The organism is Gilvimarinus japonicus, assembly GCF_042847215.1.
GTDB classification, from domain to species: Bacteria; Pseudomonadota; Gammaproteobacteria; order Pseudomonadales; family Cellvibrionaceae; genus Gilvimarinus; species Gilvimarinus japonicus.
On the sequence record NZ_AP031500.1, the window covers coordinates 3,889,515 to 3,905,510 of the forward strand.

Genomic DNA, 15,996 nt, shown 5'->3' on the forward strand with positions numbered 1-15,996 from the left:
ATGGGTTTGGCCAAGCGCATTATCCCTTGCCTTGATGTGGACAACGGCCGTGTGGTTAAAGGCGTGCAGTTTGTCGATATTCGCGATGCCGGCGATCCGGTCGAGATCGCCAAGCGCTACAACGAGGCCGGTGCCGACGAGATTACCTTTCTCGACATTACCGCCAGCCACCAAGGGCGCGACACCACGGTACACACGGTCGAGCGCATTGCCAGTGAAGTGTTTATTCCGCTCACCGTGGGCGGCGGTATTCGCAGCAACGATGATATTCGCCGCATGCTTAACGCCGGCGCCGATAAAGTCGGCATTAACTCGGCGGCGGTGCACAACCCAGATTTTGTCAAAGCCGCCAGCGACCGCTTTGGTGCCCAGTGTATTGTGGTGGCGATTGATGCAAAACAAGTAAGCGCGCCGGGCGAGCCTTTGCGCTGGGAGATTTTTACCCACGGTGGCCGCAAGCCCACCGGCATTGACGCCATCGAATGGGCCGCGCGCATGAGCGAGTACGGCGCCGGCGAGATACTGCTTACCAGCATGGACCGCGACGGCACCAAAAATGGGTTTGATCTGCCGCTAACAAGCGCCATTAGCGCGGCGGTGCCGATACCGGTTATTGCTTCCGGTGGCGTGGGTAACTTGCAGCATTTAGTGGATGGCGTTACCGACGGCCACGCCGACGCGGTATTGGCGGCGAGTATTTTTCACTTTGGTGAGTACTCGGTACTAGAGGCAAAAACCTATATGCAAGAGCGCGGCATCGAAGTGCGCTTGTAGCCCACTCTTATATTCAATAATGCCACTAAAAAAGGCACGCCGGTTGGCGTGCCTTTTTTAGTGGATAATTGCTAACACCCGGCTACCGCTTAAACGTCTCTCGAATCAAATCCATATGGCGCGCAAACGCCAGGCTATCGGCAAAGGATACCGTTTGCGATTCAAGCCGTTTAGCAATTAAATCATCGGTTACCGCTTGCGCCTCAAAGCAAAACCCTTGCTCTTGACGATTATCGATAAACTTATCCACCTGCTCATCCAGCACGTACAGGGAACACTCACTGGCGCGCCAAAAGTCAGGGATTGCGATATAACCTTCGTCGCCAATAATATAAGCCCAGTTTTGTAACTTGCAACGAAACGACGTACCGAGACTTGCCACCGCATCGCGATAATTAAAGTGAATGGCCAGGTCATCCTCCACCCCATTGGGGGCAAAGCGGCTGATCACTTGCACATCATCGGGGGTTTGCGGCATAAACAACCATGCTAACGCCACTGGGTAAACGCCCATCTCCAGTAAGCAACCGCCCGCTAAATCGGCGTCGTACTCTCGTTTTTTGGGGTCAAACGGCAACTGCGGATAACCAAAATCTGCCTTTATGTGCTTGATATTACCGATGCGGCCTTCATCGACCCACTGCTTAGCTTTGCGCAGGGCGGGTAAAAAGTAAGTCCACATGGCCTCCATTAAATAAACACCGTTATCCCGCGCCATTGCTTGCAGCGATTCGCATTCAGCGACACTCACGGTTAGCGGTTTTTCACACAGTACCGCTTTGCCAGCTTCAAGCGCTGCACGAGCGTGCTGATAATGTAAGCTGTGCGGGGTGCCGATATAAACCGCATGGATATTTGGATCGCTAAACAGCGCCTCGTAGCTACTGTAGGCATTGGTAATATTGTGCGCAAAAGCAAACTGTTTTGCTTTATCGAGGTTGCGCGCGGCTACAGCATGCAGCTGCGCGTTTTTTACGGCGCTAAAATCCTGCGCAAATTGCCCGGCAATACGACCGGTACTGACAATACCCCAACGAACTTTCTTCATAGCTTAACGTTTAAACTCCGTCTCTAGCTGCTCAAGTGTTTTACCTTTGGTTTCTGGCAGTAACCAATACACCAACACCAAACCTATCAGCGCAAAAAAACCATAGATAAAGAAGGTTATCGCCGAGCCGTAATGACTCAGTTGCCACGGGAACACCACCTGCACCCCGTAACTAACCGCACTGTTAAGCATACCTACAAATGCCATACCCACCCCGCGCAAATGGTTGGGAAAAATCTCGGACAATAATACCCACATTACCGGCCCTAAAGACACCGCAAATGAAGCGACAAACCCGAGAATACCAATAAGAATTAAATAGGGGTTCATATTGGTGGCGGCGGCAATGATTTGTCCTTGGTGCATGCGCAGCTCAGTCTCAGACAAGTGATTACGCAGCGCAATCTTAAATGCCACGTCATCGTTATACGTCAGACCTTCAAGGGGCTGCAACCGATCGCGCAACTCGGTATCGCTTACCTCAATCGCGGCAACATCGTCGATGACATACGTTGCCTGTTTAAAGCCATAGGTACAAATGGCCATGCTGATCATAACCCCCGCCAGGCCTACAATCAGCAGCGGCCGGCGGCCCAGCCGCTCGATAAGTACCATAGCAATAATGGTAAACACCACATTGGTCACACCGATCCAAATTGCCTGAGCAAAAGCCGCATTGGTACCAATCCCGGTCTGCTCGAAAATAGTGGGAGCATAAAAGTAAATGACATTAACGCCCGTAATTTGCTGAGCAATACCGAGCACCACACCCACCACAAGCGCCAAACGAACATTGGGCTTAAACAACTGCTTTAAACGCTGAAAAAAAGGCTCAAGCTTAGTGTGATTGGTCGCGCCGATAGCACTTACCTCAGCGTCGGGATCGGCATTAGGCAACAATTTAGCAATCACGGTGCGAGCCTTGGCGGGCTTACTGTTTAGCACGAGCCAACGCGGACTTTCGGGAATCAGTATAAGCATAAAAACGTAGATAGTCGCAGGAACAACTTCAATGCCTAGCATCCAGCGCCACGTGTGCTGATCTAAGCCTAAGCTTTGCGTCCATTGCGCGCCAGAATTAGCTAACTGCAAAATAAAGTAGTTGGCAAAATACGCCGCCGAAAAACCCAAAACAATATTCAGCTGATTAATAGACACCATCCGGCCGCGCTGAGCAGGCGGGGAGATTTCGGCGATATAAATAGGCGCTAAACTCAAGGCCCCAAAACCCAAACCGCCAATAAAACGCGCCAGTGAAATGGTAAAGTAATCGGGTGCCAGCGCCGAGAACGCCGCCGAGATAGTGTACAAGATGGCAATAAGCAGCAGTACCGGCTTGCGACCAAAACGGTCGCTCAGGGGGCCGGAACAGGCGCCGGCAATAATACCGCCTAACGTCGGCGCACCCACCACTAAGCCCAACTGCCAATCGGTCAGGTTAAAGTCGGCACCAATAAAGTTGATCGCACCAGAAATAACCGAGGCGTCAAAACCGAATAAAAAGCCACCGAGCGAGACAATAATGGCCAGACGAAATGCGTAACTTGATTGAATCATTATTTTTTATACTCTTGTCGGCGTTTCGTAAAGTTCGGGCATCCTGCCAGGATTATTCTAGTAAGCGTTGCGCAACAGACGATCTTCAATAACGGAACTGGTGGCAAACTGGTAACGCATATTGCGATAGACACAGACATCGGTTATCCCCTCGGGCGTCCCTTTAGGGCAACAGCGGTAATTAGTCGAGACGCGATAACCGCCAGTGACAGGCCTCACCCGGTGCCAGGTGTGGCCGTGCAACAACACTAAAGTGCCTTTCGTCGGCGAAAGTACCACTTGATCGGAAAACTCTTCGTTAACGTCACCCACCGTGATAGTACCGCGACGGTGCGAGCCTGGTACCACTAAGGTTTGGCCGCCAATTTCCGGGGTGATATCGGCGGTATAAACTAAGCGGTTGACGTTAAAGCGGTTTTCGTCTTCTTCCGGATCACAGTCCTGATGCCATGCCTGCCCTTTAGTGCCTTGGCGAGAAAACATCGTCATGCAATAAAGGTGGTACCAACCCTCGCCGAGAATGGCTTCGGTCAACGCTTTTAGGCGATGGTCATTTTCCACCGCGTCAAACTCGTCAACACCCTCTTTTTGCGGAAACCAAGGAATCACTTCAGTGGCCGATTTTTGTAGAAATTCATCTGTGTGCAAAAATTCGGGAGACGAACCAAAATGTTCGACTATCAGCTGCTGATAGCAACCCATTAGCGTCAAGTCAAAAAAATCTTCTATGACTAAATAGCCATCGCGCCAAAACTGCCTTGCCAAATTCTGATAATTTAACGCTGTCATAATGACCTCGAGGTTTTCTTAAGCCACTCGCGGGCGCGATCTTGGTTAATAAAAAGCGGGGCACTGATTTTTTTGGCCCAATAGCGAATCACTTGATCGTTATCGTTTAAACGCGAGTTTGATTGGGCAAAAAAACCATTGCAGCCTTGATCTGTCTGTTCGGTCCACATAGGTGAGTAAACGGTGTCGGACCAGTCAGCATTGATATAGGCGATAGCGCCAATAACGTCTTTATTGCGTTCGATGTGAGAGATAAAACCGTCGATCCACCGCATAGCCAACGCCGGGTTGGTCGCCATATCAATTTGCTTAGTGCAATCGCCCGTGTGTGGCGCCGCCTCGCCGATAAAAGCTTTAATGCCACGTTCGCGGGCCAGGGCCAACTCATTTACACCGCGGGACTCCGGGTCAATCGTAAAATACGAGTACCCGATCCAATCGACATATTTGCTACTGGCCTCGTCGGGCTCTGGGTAATACGCCAATAGAGTTTCGCGACTGGCTGCCCCCACCGAGTGCAACACATACTCAATGTTATCCACCCCTTTGTTATCCATGTACTGGTGTATGTATTTAAACGCCGCTTTAAATTGCGCAGGGTCGTAGTTATTCCACTCGCCGTCAAACTCGTAACCAATGCGTAACAGTACCAAAGCATTTAGGCTTTTAGCCCAACGGGCAAACTCATCTAAGTAGGCATCGTATTCACCGCTGGCGATTTTGTAGGCATTACACTTGGGCGTACCGCGACATTGCTGACCATCAACGTCTTTTGGCCCAGCCATGTAAAAACCAATATTGACCACCGCCGGGTCAAGCGCGGGCTCTTGCAAAATACAGTCGACACATTGCACACCAGCCCCCCAGTTGGTCGGTGCTAACAAGGCTTCATTGCCCCGATAGGATCGAGGGGCATCGGGGGCGTTAGCCGCGTAGGGCTGATCTACATCATAGGAAATATAGTCAGAAAAACCCGCAGGTTTGGGGAGCCGCTCGTCGTAATAGTAGGCGTGGGTGGCACGCAGGTTTTGCCCCGCCAGCACCAAGACCCCGTCTGCGGGCTCTGGCGTATCCGCCATAACGGTGCCGCTTAATACACATAAACCGACAAAGGCGAACACAGTGGAAATGCGGTTCATAAAACCTCCGGCTCATCGTAGTTAAAATAATGAAAGTCAGCCGAACGCTGACGGCCAGTCATGTCTTGGCAGGCCATACCGACGAATGCACCGGTAAAGCTGGCCCCCTCGCCTTTACCCGCTTCACACGACAACAAACGGTAATCGAGCTCACCGGGCAGCGTGACCCAATCTGTACCATCGTAACTATAGCTAAAGCGCAGTTGCGCTCGGTCCACCTCTGCTTTTAAGTGTACCTCGCCCTCTTGCTTAATATTTATCGGGGCCAACGGAAAGCTAGCCGACAAACCAATATCGGCCAAGCACGACATGATGCCAATGTGCCGCTGGCCATTGTCATCGCAGCTAAGGTATAAATAGTGAAACTTTTGCGAGTTGTAATAGCACACCAGCCCCGCCATCTGCTGAAAGCTTGCAGGGGTAAACTCGATACAGGTTTGCGCGGTAAAACGCAGAGCACTCTGGCGCATTGCCACCAGTGACGACAAATTCCAACTACCCAAAGACTCCCGCCCGATTAAGCGCAGACAACCCGGGCGCGCGGTAAGGCTAAACAACTTTTCTGGATAGGGCGTGCGCAACCACTGAAACGCCGCCGGTAAACGGGGGTCATTAAACTTAAAGTGCGTCGACTCTTGCGGCCACGGGTGGAGCGGCAGGTTAGGCGCCGTGACGGCCGAGGCCGGCTCAGCGCTATCGGCTAAACGCAACCAGCCGTCGGCATTCCACGCCACCTTTTGAATCGCACTCTCGCGCCCTAACGGGCTAAAGCGTTGCTCGGGCGCAAGCGGGCGCGAGCATAAATGCACGGCATAGAATTCACCGTTTTGGGTTTCAACCCAGTCTCCGTGGCCGCAACGCTGTAACTCAAGCTCTGGGCTGTCTTTGGCGGTAATAAAATGGCCGGCAGGGTCTAACTCGTAGGGGCCATCTAATTGGCGTGAGCGCGCCAGCGTCATCGCGTGGTTATAGCCAGTGCCGCCCTCGGCGGTGAGTAAGTAGTAAAACCCTTCGCGCTTATAAATATGCGGGCCTTCGGTAAAACCAAGCTCGGAGCCAGGAAAGATGTTTTGGGTCTCACCGATCAGCTCACCTTTTGCTGGGTCAAACTCTTGCAACATAGTGCCGCCAAAAAAAGTGCGATCGGGGCGGTGATCCCAAATCATGTTCAGCAGCCACTTGCGACCGTCATCGTCGTGGAAGAGCGACGGATCAAAGCCACTGCTGTTTAGGTAGGTAGGAGCAGACCACTCGCCGTCGATTTGTTCACAGGTTGTGAGGTAGTTGTGGGTGTCTTTAAAGTTGCCATCGAAACGTTTTACGTCAGTGTAAACCAGCCAAAACTTACCATCTGCGTAACTCAGACACGGTGCCCACACGCCGCAGGAATCTGGCTCCCCGGTCATATCCAATAACTCGGGGCGGTTTAACGGCCGTGCCACTAAACGCCAGTTGACCAAATCTTTGGAGTGATGGATTTGCACCCCTGGGTACCATTCGAAGGTCGATGTAGCGATATAGTAATCATCGCCAACACGAACAATAGAAGGATCGGGGTTAAAACCGGGCAGTATGGGATTATGTATTACACGGGTCGTCATGGATTATTGCCTTAATCAACCTCACCCCGCATCCGTTGCGGCAATCGCCCTCAGCGGGAGGCCTTGTTGTTTCTTGGGATTATCGAATCTTCGATCAATTATATCGTTAATGTTAACGATAACTAAGCGTTAGTCAAGAGCTACAGCCATAAAATAGAGTAAAGCCAGGAAAATGGAGTGCAACAAGGTGTCTGTTATTTGTGCGGTACGGCGTATACCTGCTCCTGCCATGCGCGCCTGTTTTAGGCGCGCCAAACGGTATTAAACAGCGGCGCCAGATAACCCGGCGAGTCTGTTTTCAGGGCGTTGCGAATAGCGTGTAAATCTGGAGGGCAATGCATAAAAGGAACGGTAGCCGAGATCCTCGGCTACAAAAGAGGGGCAACCAAGCACGACAACAAAGCCGCTCAGGTAAGTTTCGCGCTTGGCTAGAGGTTTTTATGCCGCGCGATAGCGCTCGATAATCTTTGCCGCTTCCGGCGCCGAGGCACAGATAAAATCTATAAATTCACCCACTCCCACCTCCGCATCACGGCGGCTGTCAAACGGGCCAATATCGACACCTTCGCGAGTTTGATAGTACCAGTAGCCGGACTTTTCTAAAAACCGGCCGCTGCGCTCTGGGACTTCGCCCTGTTCGCCATCTCTGTGTTCTAGCGTCATAGTCTTCACCTACAGTATTAATCAATCCTTGACGTGGGCATCATCCTAATCGTTGTGATTCCCGCATTAGTTACTATTTGCATTATGGAGCAAATTTTAACGCTCGTGTGTGATTTTCTAGCCTTCACCCCGAATTGCTTATACCGTGTTTCTCTAGCTTCGCTGCGGGCTGATAACTCCAGTTTATCAAACTTTTCCAGTTCCACCAGCGCACACTGACGATCAAGGGCGGCATTTGACCAGCCGGCGGCCGATAGTCGCGCAGACTGTCAGGCGCCAAAGGACAGTATCCGGCGCCAAAACGTGCGCGCTGCACTAAAGCCGATGCGCTGACCAGCTGCACCGCTTGCTCTGCCATTAAGGGGGCGGCACGCTCTAACACGGCCAGCGTCTCCGGGTGCGGGTGACCAATGGCAACCGCCCAGCCGCGTCGCTGCGCCAAGAGCAGGGCACGCTCTAGCTGCTGCTGAATGTGCGCGGGGCTGCGCTCGTGATCCAAAAATACATCGCGCCGTGCCGTTTTAAGGCCGTAGTCACGTCCTACTCGCTCTGCAACGCTCGCCGCCGTGGTGCGACTATCAACAAAAAACAAGTCGCGCCGCACCAGCTCGCTCATAACCCAGCCCATCGGCTGCGGCTGCGCTGTCAGCGCACTGCCCATATGGTTATTAACCCCCACCACCTCGGGCAGAGACGCTAAGCTGGCGCGCAAACTCTGCAACAATTCGGCACGAGTCATACTTAACTCTAACGCACCAGGGCCAAGGGGCAAACCGCGCTCGTTGGCCATAGGGGCATGCAGCATTAGCTCTTTGCCGCGCTCACGGCCAAGCTCGGCCAACTCGCGGGTGTGCGGCGTCATGGGGAGTAAAGCTAAGGTGTAGGCACCCGGCAGCTCGGCCGCGCGGCGCCCTAGGGCGAGGTTATAGCCGACATCATCGATAATAATGGCGATTCGGGCAGGTGAGTTAACCGGCTCGGCCACCACAGGTACGACTAAACCCAGTGCCATTAGCACCAGTGCGCCCACACGCGCCAGCATCGGGCTGACGCAAGCGCTCATGGCGCTTCGGGAATATCGTCTGGGCTGGGAATCTCATCGCTAGCCGCATTCGGCGGGGCAATACCGGCGCCGTCCTGTGGCTCGGCCAGCTTTGGCTGACGCAAGATATTAAGCCCCTTAAGCAAGTTCAAGGCTTCGTGGAGCTGGTTGTCGTTGCTCAACAGCGATTGTTGCGCGCTACGCGCTTGGTCGCGACTCTTGCTATCGCTCTCGTCTTCGCCATTAGTGTTGCCTAAGTGGCCTGCCAGGTCGGCCTCGGTGGTACGCAGGCGCGGCTTAACCGCCGTTACTTTAGCGCGCTCGACTTGAACATCGGGTTCGATTCCCTGCGCCTGAATCGAGCGACCGCTAGGGGTGTAATAGCGCGCCGTGGTGAGTTTAATCGCGCGACTCTCGGAGATGGGCACGACGGTCTGCACTGAGCCTTTACCAAAGCTGCGCGTGCCCATAATGACCGCGCGCCCTTGATCTTGCAGGGCACCGGCGACGATTTCTGAGGCCGAGGCCGAGCCATCGTTAATAAGTACCACGACCGGCAAACCATCGGTTAGATCACCGGGGTTGGCCTCATAGCGGCTGTAGCTAGATTCCAGCCGGCCCTCGGTATAAACCACCAAACCACCGTCCATAAAAGCATCGGCCACATCCACCGAGGCCTGCAATACGCCACCTGGGTTGTTGCGTAAATCGAGAATCACACCTTTTATGTTGCTGTGCTCGCCCAGAGTTTTTTGCAATCGACTCGCCACATCGTCGCCAGTACCAATCTGAAATTGCGCAATACGCAAATACAGGTAATCGTCATCGAGTATTTTGGTGCGCACGCTGCGCACTTTAATAATGTCGCGCTCGATAACCAGCTCAAACGGCTGATCAACCCCCTCGCGCACAATCGTAACCGTTAAGGGGCTGCCTTTAGGGCCACGCATCAGAGTGACGGCCTCACTCAGGCTTAAACCTTTAACCGGCTTTTCATCCAGGCGAATAATAAGATCGCCCGCTTCAATACCGGCTTTTTGCGCGGGGGTATCGTCAATAGGTGAGATGACTTTAACAAAGCCGTTCTCCATCCCCACCTCAATACCCAAACCACCAAATTCACCCGAGGTATTAACTTGCAAGTCTTCAAACGACTCAGCATCGAGGTAAGCGGAGTGCGGGTCCAGCTCGGCCATCATGCCTTTAATGGCATACTCCAATAGCTCCGAGTCACTCAGCGGCTCGACATAGCTGTTGCGGATATGATCGTAAACACGGGTAAAGGTGCGCAAATCCTCTAGCGGCAACAGCCCTTTTGACGGCGCATTAGCTTCATCATCCGAAGCCACATCGGGCGCGGTATTCTGCGCCGCTGCCGGCAACGACAATAACCCGGTCAGAGCCAACAGGCAGAACAATCGTTGGCAAGTGGCAAACAGCATGTGTTTCTCCTGCAACTGAGCCGATGGCTCATTAGCGTTAATAGGGGGACAGATCACGCCCGAGCCAACCAAGTACTGGGGTTAGTCGGCTGACCATTATGACGTATCTCAAAATACAGGCCACTGTAACTCTGGCCGCCGCTGTTGCCCACTCGGGCAATCACTTCACCGCCATTGACTCGATCGCCCGGGCGTTTTAACAGAGTCTGGTTATGGGCGTAAAGGCTCATATAGCCCTCGCCGTGGTCGACAATAATCAGCAATCCGTGGCCGCGCAAATACTCGGCAAAAATAACCCGCCCGCTGTGCACCGCCAGCACGGGGCTGCCGGCGCGGGCGTCAATCACAACACCCTCCCAGGCGAGCTGGTTGCCCACGCGATCGCTACCGTAGCGGTGGCGCAGCTTGCCGTCGGCGGGCCAGGGGAGCTTACCGCGCGAACCACTAAACGCGACACCGGCGGGTGCAGCCTGGCCGATCGTTGCTGTCATTTCATCCAGCAGCGCCTGCAAACGCTTGCCGTCTTGGCGCTCGGCCACCAGCTTGGCGTCTTTGCTGTCGATTACTTTAGCGAGTTTGGCGAGCGTAGCGGTACGCTCCTGTTGTTGAGCGTTTAATTGCCGCTGGCGCTCACTGAGCTGATCGCGCCGCTCGCGCAAGCTATCGCGCCGGGCAATAATTTCGGGCTCAAGCTGGTCGAGTTTTGCCAGCGTCGCCAAGTAAGATTTAAGCTTGTCGTTGCGCGCCGCCAAAAGGTAATCGTGGTATTTGCTGAGGCGGGTAATACGCTCGGGGGACTGTTGGTTCAGCAATAATCGCAACGGGCTTTGCGGGCCAGACTGATACGCACTGCGCACTTGGCTGGCAATTTGGGTGCGCTGCACTTGGCGGCTGCTTTCTAGCTCGCGCTGACGCTGTTGCAGCGACTGTAAATCGGCGTCTTGCGCTTTTATTTCATCGCCAATAGTCTCGACTTTTTCTTCCAGCTCACCAATGTGCGTCTCGGATTTCTCCAAGTCTTTTTGCAATTGGCCGCGCTGCCCTTTGACCTCGTCCAGCTCTTTTTTCAGTTGCTCGATGTTGTCCCGCAGCGCTTCCAGTTTTTTTTGGTACTCGGCGGCATCGTCTGCCGCCAGTGCTGGCGCCGCCATAAAAGGGGCGCAGCATACCGCCAACAGACACAAAAGCCCCAGCGCCCGATAGCCAGGCGCTAAGGTCTTGGCAGTCAGTACCTGCACGAACTTAAACACTAGACGCGGCGAGCTCAGCCTAATTACTCAGCCAGAGTAATTAAGTTGCGGCCGGTCATCTCGGCGGGCTGTTTCATGCCCATTAAATGCAGCATGGTTGGCGCCACGTCCGCCAGCGAGCCCCCCTCGGCAATGGTGCCTTTGCGGTCGCTGACAAACACCAAAGGAACCGGCAACGTCGAGTGTTGCGTGCTTACCTGACCCGAGTCCGGGTCAAACATCTCTTCGCAGTTACCGTGATCGGCCGTTACTAACACTTCGCCACCAGCTTTTGCGGCCGCCTCTAGGACCCGACCCACACATTCATCGACGGCTTCGACAGCGGCCACGGCGGCCTCAAACACCCCCGAGTGACCCACCATATCGCCATTGGCGTAGTTACAGATAACGGCATCGTACTTACCGGATTCGATCGCCTCGACCAGTTTATCGGTCACCTCTGGCGCACTCATCTCAGGCTTCAAATCATAAGTGGCAACATCGGGGGAAGGGATCAAAATGCGATCTTCGCCGTTAAATTCAGCCTCTTTACCACCGTTAAAAAAGAAGGTGACATGGGCGTATTTTTCAGTCTCGGCAATACGCAGCTGAGTTTTTCCCTCATTTTGCATGTACTCACCAAACGAGTTCACCAACTCTTGCGGCGGGAAAGCGACGCTGGCTTTAATGTCGGCGGCGTATTCTGTGGTGGTTACAAAGTCAGCCAGCTGCGGTACCAATTTGCGCTCAAAGCCGTCAAAGTCGGGCTCAGTCAAGGCGCGGGTAATTTCGCGGGCACGGTCGGGGCGGAAGTTCATAAAGATCACGGAGTCGCCATCGTTGATGGTAGCGACTTCTTCACCTTCACCCACAATCACGGTAGCTTTGACAAACTCGTCGTTTTCATCCCGAGCGTAAGCCGCCTGCAAGCCCGCCACCGCGGTTTCGGCGTCGTACTCGGCATCGCCAGTCACCATCACGTTGTAGCACTGCTCGACGCGATCCCAGCGATTGTCGCGATCCATCGCAAAGTAACGACCGCAAATACTGGCCACACGCCCGGTGCCCAACTCGGCAAATAGCGCCTCGGCTTTTGCCAAGGGGCCCTCGGCACTGCGCGGGGCCGTATCGCGACCATCCAAAAAGGCGTGCAGAAACACTTGCTTAGCGCCACGCTCTACCGCCGCGCGGATCATCGCAAAGATGTGATCTTCGTGAGCGTGCACACCACCTTCTGACAACAAACCAATAATATGCACGGCTTTGCCGGCGCTATTGGCCTTGTCGATGGCGTTGGCATAAGCGGGATTGGTGGCAAACTCGCCATCTTCAATCGCCTTGTTAATACGGGTAAAGTTCTGATACACAACGCGGCCAGCACCCAATGTCATATGGCCCACTTCGCTGTTGCCCATCTGCCCTTCAGGCAAACCCACAGCCAACCCAGATGTGCCGATCAAGCTGGCCGGACTGTTGTTCCAAATGCGGTCCCAGACGGGGGTCTTGGCGCTGTAAATGGCGTTGTGTTCGGTGTTCTCTGAGTGGCCGAATCCATCGAGGATCAGCAATACCATAGGTTTTTTCTTGGCAGTCATAGGTAATCGTCGCTTATGTATCGTACAAATTAGACAGGCATTATGCTCAATAAAGGCCATTATTCTAACTGCTATGGGGCCACAACTCTATGGGGGAGCGCCTGAAAGGCTGAGAAAATGGGCGATCTTGGTGTATACTCCCCGCCTTTGTCGCCATAGGGCTCGCGGCCCGAGACAATCACAACAATTCAGATAGCTCGATAACCAAAGGTGGTTCGGTGGAGATTATTGCTTTTCTCAATCAAGAGTGGATGCTGGTCAGCATGCTGGCGGTGCTTATTCTTATTTATGGCTGGCGCGAACGGATCAAAAACGGCCAGCCCGTGACGACTCAGCAGGCGACTGTTTTGATTAATGCCGACACCGCCATCTGGCTGGACGTGCGCGAGACCAAAGAGTTTGACGCCGGACATATGGTTGACGCCATCAACATCCCCCACGGCAAAGTTGCCGAGCGCCTGAACGAGCTGGAAAAGCACCGTGACAAAACTATCATTGTGGTCGACAAGCTCGGCCAGCACGCAGGCAGTACCGGCCGCTTATTGGGCGGAAAAAGCTTTGATGTACGACGCCTGACCGGCGGCATCAGCGAGTGGCAAAACCAAGGTCTGCCACTGGTAAAATAGCGGAGCCCCTATGGCCAAAGTTACCATCTACACCACTGCGATATGCCCTTTTTGCGTCAGCGCTAAACGCTTACTGGCCAGCAAAGGTATCGTGAATATTACCGAAGTCCGCGTCGACCGCGAGCCGGCCAAGCGCAAAGAGATGATGGCCAAAAGCGGTCAACGCACAGTTCCACAGATCTGGATTGGCGAGCGCCACGTCGGCGGCTTTACCGACCTCAGTGCCTTGGACAAACGCGGCGAACTGGATCCGTTGCTAGCATCCTAATCGCCCCCACTTACCGACGAAAGAGACAGAGCTATGTCAGAAGAAAACAACACCCAAGAAGCCGCCGGCGAAGAACAAGCAAAACCGGCATTTTCCATCAAGCGCATTTACCTCAAAGACCTGTCGTTTGAAACACCAATGGGTATTGAGGCGTTCAACCAACAGCAACCGCCAAAGGTTGAGCAAGAGCTAAACGTGCAAGTGACTAAAATTGACGACGCCCACCACGAAGTCGTGCTGCTGCTTACCGTTACCGCCAAAGTTGAAGAGCGCACCGCGTTTTTGATCGAGGTTAAACAGGCTGGTGTATTCAACATCTCGGGCCTTCAGGGCGTACAGATGGCGCAAACCATCAACTCTACATGCCCCAACATTTTGTTCCCTTACGCGCGCGAGACTATCGACAGCGTATTATCACGCGGCACCTTTGCCGCTCTGATGCTGCCACCGATCAACTTTGATGCGGTATTTGCGCAAGCCATTCAACAACAGCAACAACAGCAAGCCGCTGCCGAGAGCGCCCAAGCGGACGCTTAATCGCAGCCTGCTGCTCGCACCTTAAAAGCCCACAGCCCGCTGTGGGCTTTTTTGTCTATAGTCATAAGTAGCTCTCGGCAAAGCACAGCACATCTGCGTATACTCATACAGGATTCATTAACAGGGCTTATTTTAATTCATGTTTAATATTTCCCGTATTTTACGCTCCGGCGCGAGCCAAATCGCCGCGATTGACCTCGGCTCCAATAGCTTTCACATGATCATCGCGCGCTGGGAGAATCAACACATTACCCTGCAAGACAAACTGCGCGAGCCGGTGCGCATGGGCTGGGGCCTAGAGGAAGACGGCAGTTTGAGCGACGAGGCCCGCGACCGAGCCCTCGCCTGCCTCGAGCGTTTTGGGGAGCGACTGCGCAACTTTCCCTCCGGCAGCGTCAGAGCCGTCGGTACCAAAACCCTGCGCTCAATTACCGACTCCAAAGAATTCTTAAAGCTTGCTCAAGAAAAACTCGGCCACCCGGTCGAGATTATCTCGGGCGAGGAAGAAGCGCGCCTCATCTACCTAGGCGTCGCCCACTCGATCGCGCCAGACGACAAAAGTCGACTGGTAATTGATATCGGCGGCGGCAGCACCGAGGTGATTGTCGGCACCGGTATGCACCCAAGCGTCAAAGAAAGCCTAAGCATGGGCTGCGTCGCCATGACGAAGCGCTTTTTTGCCGATGGCAAAGTCACTGACAAAGCTATTAAAAAAGCGCGCATCGCCGCCGGCCAAGAAATTGCACCGGTGGCCGACGAGTACAGCGACAAGCCTTGGCAAGAAGTTCTAGGGGCATCCGGCACGATTAAAGCCGTTGCCAACGTGTGCCAACAGGCGGGCTGGAGCGACGGCGAAATCACCAAAAAGTCCCTCGACAAAATCATTGCCGCCTACGCTAAGCACGGCGCCACCGACCTTGCCCTAGACGGTGTCTCAGACGATCGGCAGCCGGTTTTTTTAGGCGGCGCAATCGTTCTGGCGGCACTGTTTGATACCCTCGACATCGACACCATGCTGGCCTCAGACTGGGCCCTGCGCGAAGGGTTACTCTACGATTTAAAAGGTCGTCTAGAAGATCACGACATTCGCCAAGCCAGCGTCGTGGCCTTAGCCGAGCGCTTCCACGTTAATATCCCCAAGGCCGAACGAGTCGCCCAGACCGCACAAAAATTATTGTCGCAAGTCAGCGAGGACTGGGCGCTTGAACCTATTGATGCCGGCAAGATGCTGAGCTGGGCCGCCCACTTGGCGCCTGTTGGTTTGGATATTTCGCACAGCGATTATCACAAGCACAGCGCCTATATTGTCGCAAACGTTGATATTGCCGGCTGCTCCCGTGCCGAGCAAACCCAGCTCGCCCTGCTCGCCCGCACCCACCGCAAAAGCTTGCAAGAAAAACAACTCACCGAAAATGGCGATGAGTTACTGCACCTGGCAATGCTTTTGCGCTTAGCTGTTATCTTTAATCGCACCCGCCGCCACAGCCTGCCAGAAGGTATTGAACTGAGCGCCAAGAAAAAGAAAAAACTCAGCCTACGCCTGCCGCAAAACTGGCTGGACGCTAACCCACTGGTGCTAGCTGATTTAGAGTCGGAGGCGAATTACTTAAACAAAGCCGGCTACCAGCTGCACATTATTACCGATGAGCAACAGGAAACATAACGATCACATCAATCGCTTTTGTT

Annotated in this window: 15 protein-coding genes; 5 read left to right on the top strand and 10 right to left on the bottom strand. The window is 53.8% G+C overall.

What is annotated here, in order from left to right; all coding sequences use genetic code 11:
• Window positions 1-774: an imidazole glycerol phosphate synthase subunit HisF gene (gene hisF, locus ACGHAD_RS16520; protein ID WP_382414666.1), complete on the top strand. Its 774-nt coding sequence runs from the start codon at window positions 1-3 to the stop codon at window positions 772-774.
• 82 nt (window positions 775-856) lie between these two features.
• Here the strand turns inward: hisF and ACGHAD_RS16525 are convergent, their stop codons facing one another.
• The 10 genes from ACGHAD_RS16525 to gpmI form a co-directional block, all read right to left on the bottom strand.
• On the bottom strand, window positions 857-1,822 hold the full coding sequence (locus tag ACGHAD_RS16525) for a Gfo/Idh/MocA family protein (RefSeq protein WP_382414664.1): 966 nt from the start codon (window positions 1,820-1,822) through the stop codon (window positions 857-859).
• A gap of 3 nt (window positions 1,823-1,825) precedes the next feature.
• Window positions 1,826-3,379, bottom strand: a complete 1,554-nt coding sequence (locus ACGHAD_RS16530; RefSeq protein WP_382414662.1) for a sugar porter family MFS transporter — start codon at window positions 3,377-3,379, stop codon at window positions 1,826-1,828.
• Between the two features lie 57 nt (window positions 3,380-3,436).
• Entirely contained in the window at window positions 3,437-4,168 is a 732-nt protein-coding gene (locus ACGHAD_RS16535) for a phytanoyl-CoA dioxygenase family protein (protein ID WP_382414660.1), read from the bottom strand.
• The gene (locus ACGHAD_RS16540) at window positions 4,165-5,307 is read right to left on the bottom strand and encodes a hypothetical protein (RefSeq protein WP_382414658.1); all 1,143 of its coding nucleotides are present in this window, start codon (window positions 5,305-5,307) and stop codon (window positions 4,165-4,167) included. Before ACGHAD_RS16540 ends, ACGHAD_RS16535 begins: the two co-directional genes overlap by 4 nt.
• On the bottom strand, window positions 5,304-6,908 hold the full coding sequence (locus ACGHAD_RS16545) for a glycoside hydrolase family 43 protein (RefSeq protein ID WP_382414656.1): 1,605 nt from the start codon (window positions 6,906-6,908) through the stop codon (window positions 5,304-5,306). Before ACGHAD_RS16545 ends, ACGHAD_RS16540 begins: the two co-directional genes overlap by 4 nt.
• Before the next feature lie 438 nt (window positions 6,909-7,346).
• Window positions 7,347-7,571, bottom strand: a complete 225-nt coding sequence (locus tag ACGHAD_RS16550) for a DUF6316 family protein (RefSeq protein WP_339616687.1) — start codon at window positions 7,569-7,571, stop codon at window positions 7,347-7,349.
• A gap of 124 nt (window positions 7,572-7,695) precedes the next feature.
• Window positions 7,696-8,634 (bottom strand): divergent polysaccharide deacetylase family protein, encoded by a 939-nt coding sequence (locus ACGHAD_RS16555; protein WP_382414655.1) that lies wholly within the window; start codon window positions 8,632-8,634, stop codon window positions 7,696-7,698.
• The gene (locus ACGHAD_RS16560) at window positions 8,631-10,055 is read right to left on the bottom strand and encodes a S41 family peptidase (RefSeq protein ID WP_339616685.1); all 1,425 of its coding nucleotides are present in this window, start codon (window positions 10,053-10,055) and stop codon (window positions 8,631-8,633) included. The genes ACGHAD_RS16555 and ACGHAD_RS16560 overlap by 4 nt, the downstream gene beginning before the upstream one ends.
• Window positions 10,056-10,108: 53 nt before the next feature.
• Window positions 10,109-11,293, bottom strand: a complete 1,185-nt coding sequence (locus ACGHAD_RS16565) for a murein hydrolase activator EnvC family protein (RefSeq protein WP_382414653.1) — start codon at window positions 11,291-11,293, stop codon at window positions 10,109-10,111.
• Between the two features lie 35 nt (window positions 11,294-11,328).
• Window positions 11,329-12,879, bottom strand: coding sequence for a 2,3-bisphosphoglycerate-independent phosphoglycerate mutase (gpmI, locus tag ACGHAD_RS16570; protein ID WP_382414651.1), 1,551 nt, complete (start codon window positions 12,877-12,879; stop codon window positions 11,329-11,331).
• Between the two features lie 218 nt (window positions 12,880-13,097).
• Between gpmI and ACGHAD_RS16575 the strand changes: the two genes are divergently transcribed.
• The 4 genes from ACGHAD_RS16575 (at window position 13,098) to ppx (ending at window position 15,973) form a co-directional block, all read left to right on the top strand.
• Window positions 13,098-13,505 (top strand): rhodanese-like domain-containing protein, encoded by a 408-nt coding sequence (locus ACGHAD_RS16575; protein ID WP_339616682.1) that lies wholly within the window; start codon window positions 13,098-13,100, stop codon window positions 13,503-13,505.
• Between the two features lie 10 nt (window positions 13,506-13,515).
• Window positions 13,516-13,773 carry a glutaredoxin 3 gene (grxC, locus tag ACGHAD_RS16580; RefSeq protein ID WP_382414649.1) on the top strand — a complete coding sequence of 86 codons (258 nt, stop codon included), beginning with the start codon at window positions 13,516-13,518 and terminating at the stop codon, window positions 13,771-13,773.
• A 33-nt stretch (window positions 13,774-13,806) separates the two neighbouring features.
• The gene (gene secB / locus ACGHAD_RS16585; protein ID WP_339616680.1) at window positions 13,807-14,310 is read left to right on the top strand and encodes a protein-export chaperone SecB; all 504 of its coding nucleotides are present in this window, start codon (window positions 13,807-13,809) and stop codon (window positions 14,308-14,310) included.
• Window positions 14,311-14,449: 139 nt separating this feature from the next.
• Entirely contained in the window at window positions 14,450-15,973 is a 1,524-nt protein-coding gene (gene ppx / locus ACGHAD_RS16590) for an exopolyphosphatase (RefSeq protein WP_339616679.1), read from the top strand.
• The last annotated feature ends 23 nt before the right edge of the window (window positions 15,974-15,996 follow it).

Bases quoted from the DNA above. Each gene is read 5' to 3' on its own strand.
- hisF (WP_382414666.1), top strand. From the start codon at position 1: ATGGGTTTGGCCAAGCGCATTATCCCTTGCCTTGATGTGGACAACGGC.
- ACGHAD_RS16525 (WP_382414664.1), bottom strand. From the start codon at position 1,822: ATGAAGAAAGTTCGTTGGGGTATTGTCAGTACCGGTCGTATTGCCGGG.
- ACGHAD_RS16530 (WP_382414662.1), bottom strand. From the start codon at position 3,379: ATGATTCAATCAAGTTACGCATTTCGTCTGGCCATTATTGTCTCGCTC.
- ACGHAD_RS16535 (WP_382414660.1), bottom strand. From the start codon at position 4,168: ATGACAGCGTTAAATTATCAGAATTTGGCAAGGCAGTTTTGGCGCGAT.
- ACGHAD_RS16540 (WP_382414658.1), bottom strand. From the start codon at position 5,307: ATGAACCGCATTTCCACTGTGTTCGCCTTTGTCGGTTTATGTGTATTA.
- ACGHAD_RS16545 (WP_382414656.1), bottom strand. From the start codon at position 6,908: ATGACGACCCGTGTAATACATAATCCCATACTGCCCGGTTTTAACCCC.
- ACGHAD_RS16550 (WP_339616687.1), bottom strand. From the start codon at position 7,571: ATGACGCTAGAACACAGAGATGGCGAACAGGGCGAAGTCCCAGAGCGC.
- ACGHAD_RS16555 (WP_382414655.1), bottom strand. From the start codon at position 8,634: ATGAGCGCTTGCGTCAGCCCGATGCTGGCGCGTGTGGGCGCACTGGTG.
- ACGHAD_RS16560 (WP_339616685.1), bottom strand. From the start codon at position 10,055: ATGCTGTTTGCCACTTGCCAACGATTGTTCTGCCTGTTGGCTCTGACC.
- gpmI (WP_382414651.1), bottom strand. From the start codon at position 12,879: ATGACTGCCAAGAAAAAACCTATGGTATTGCTGATCCTCGATGGATTC.
- grxC (WP_382414649.1), top strand. From the start codon at position 13,516: ATGGCCAAAGTTACCATCTACACCACTGCGATATGCCCTTTTTGCGTC.
- secB (WP_339616680.1), top strand. From the start codon at position 13,807: ATGTCAGAAGAAAACAACACCCAAGAAGCCGCCGGCGAAGAACAAGCA.
- ppx (WP_339616679.1), top strand. From the start codon at position 14,450: ATGTTTAATATTTCCCGTATTTTACGCTCCGGCGCGAGCCAAATCGCC.